The sequence below is a fragment of the Streptomyces swartbergensis genome (genome assembly GCF_002148965.1).
GTDB classification, from domain to species: Bacteria; Actinomycetota; Actinomycetes; order Streptomycetales; family Streptomycetaceae; genus Streptomyces; species Streptomyces swartbergensis.
Map to the genome: position 1 here is coordinate 1 of NZ_NGFN01000627.1, position 2,157 is coordinate 2,157.

At 67.5% G+C, this 2,157-nt stretch carries 2 protein-coding genes; one reads left to right on the forward strand and one right to left on the reverse strand.

Annotated features, from left to right (window positions below; all coding sequences use genetic code 11):
* On the forward strand, positions 1-1,024 hold a 1,024-nt coding region (tcmP, locus tag CA983_RS42985), incomplete at its 5' end, for a three-Cys-motif partner protein TcmP (RefSeq protein WP_143645805.1).
* A 45-nt stretch (positions 1,025-1,069) separates the two neighbouring features.
* Here tcmP and CA983_RS42990 read toward each other — a convergent pair.
* The gene (locus tag CA983_RS42990) at positions 1,070-1,816 is read right to left on the reverse strand and encodes a DUF5131 family protein (RefSeq protein ID WP_053673011.1); all 747 of its coding nucleotides are present in this window, start codon (positions 1,814-1,816) and stop codon (positions 1,070-1,072) included.
* Between the last annotated feature and the right edge of the window lie 341 nt (positions 1,817-2,157).

Consider the following 2,157-nt stretch of genomic DNA (forward strand, 5'->3'; position numbering starts at 1 on the left):
GGGCCGCTATGAGAACGGCGATCCGGCGTCTGCGGAGATCGCGCTGAAGGTCGCTTCGTCCCTGCGCCATAAGCCCGGGCTCACGTTGGAGTGCTTCTTCTCCGAGCCTCAGGCGAAGTCGTTCGACCGTTTACACGAGGTCGTCCAGCACTACCTGGCTCGCAGTGTCCGGGCGCACGCTCATCGCGGTGAGGTCGACGGTGTTCTTGACCAGGTCGTTCAGCGGGCTGTCCGGGAGCCGCTGTTTCTCTTCCTGGACCCGTGCGGGCTTGTTCTGCCGCAGGACCGACTTGTCGATGTCCTCGCGCGTAAGCGTCCGCAGAAGTGGCCTCCGACTGAGCTGCTGATGAACTTCAGCATGATGGCCGTGTGGCGTCTGGGCGGACACGTCCGCTCCCCGAAGGGCAACGAGAAGTCGCTGCAGCGGTTCGACGACGTGTGCGGCGGGACCTGGTGGCGGGAGTACTTCGCCGATGCGGTGGCTTCCCGTCACCAGGACGGCGCGGCCGAGGATGCGATCGAGGCGGTGGCGGCCGAGTACGCCCGCCGTCTGGAGCGGCGTACCGGGATGCTTGTGCAGTCGGTGCCGGTCTCCCACTCGCCGCGCAAGCGGGCCGTGTACCGGCTGGTGTTCGCCACCCGTAGCCCGTATGGGCTGTGGGTTTTCGGCGACACCGTTGCCCGGGCCCGGGCAACGTGGTGGGAGACGCTGGAGGAGCGTGAAGAGGACGACGCACTGTTCTCCGTGGCCTCGGTGACGCGCCCGGATCCGAAGGAGGTCGAGGCCAAGGCGGTGCCGGAGATCGCTGAGAACCTGGCGAGGCTGCTGGCGCGGACCCGGCGGCCGGTCAAGCTCGTCGACCACACGCTGGAGGTCTTCGGGGCCTTCTACGGGCAGATCACCGAGCCGGTGGTGCGAAAAGCGGTACAACGTCTGCACGAGCAGGGCGGGACGCCCAGCAACGGCGTGGGTGTGAAGAAGACCCGGGAGATCACCCTGTATCCCGGCAACCTCGCGGCCTGATGTGTGGCCGGGCCTGACCGTGCCCGGCCACAACGAACAGATCGGTCAGGCCGCGACCGGCAGCGGCATCTGGTCCCAGGTCCGGCCCTCCAGGAGCCGGCCGCCGGCCTTGGGGGTGCGCCCGCCCCACTGCTTGAAGAAGAAGGCGACGCCGGCGTCCTGGCAGGTGTCGCGGATCTGGGTGACCCAGGCTTCGTCCAGAGCCCGGTGCCCGGGGCCGGACTCGCCGCCGGCGATCACCCAGTGAATGCCGTCCAGGCGCAGGCCAGCCAGTGGACCCAGCAGCGGCTCGCAGGACAGGAACCGTACAGCCGAGGGGACTTCACGCAGATCGTCCACGCGCGCCAGCTCCTTCTCGGTCTCCACCGAGACGCCCATCCAGACGTTGTCTGGCCAGTCGAGCTTGGGAGCGATTTGTCGCAGGCGCCGGGCCCGCTTGGTGAGGACCTGGTAGGTGTGCTGCGGGGTGTCGGCCATGACCTGGAAGACCTGGCGGACGAAATCGAGCGGCACCCGCGCGTGAAACAGGTCGGACATCGAGTTCACGAACACCGTGCGCGGACTCTTCCACCCGTAGGGAACGTTCAGAGCATCCGGGTGCAGCGTGACATCGAACCCTGGGCCGGACGTGCGGGGGTCACCGTCGTTCTGGTATTTCTCCGCCCCCATCGCCTTCAGCCGCTTTGCCAAGGTCAGGGCGTAGCAGTTGTCGCAGCCAGGAGAGACACGGTCGCAGCCGGTCGTCGGATTCCAGGTCGCCTCGGTCCACTCGATCGCACTGCGGTCGCTCACCGGTCTCCTCCTGCCCTCGCGTGCGTGGCCGTGCCTCCCGGGGCGGTCACGGTGTGCTGCCTAACGATGCCCCTTGGACCGGGACACCCCGGCACGTACGCCGGTATCCGCACACCCTCGGTCGTTTCTCGTAACCTCACGTCTCGAACCTCCGTTCAGGAACCTAATGCTTGTGATCGAGCATGGTCGATACGGCCGCTGCCGCTCTTCGACCAGGTCCGGTTCTCGGTCATCACGCCACCTCTCCGGCGAGCTCCTGGACCAGGTGACGGGCGCACACGCTACGGGTCGGCAGAGCTTCACGGCTGCAGGGGACGCCACCATCCCGGCCCGAGCAGACC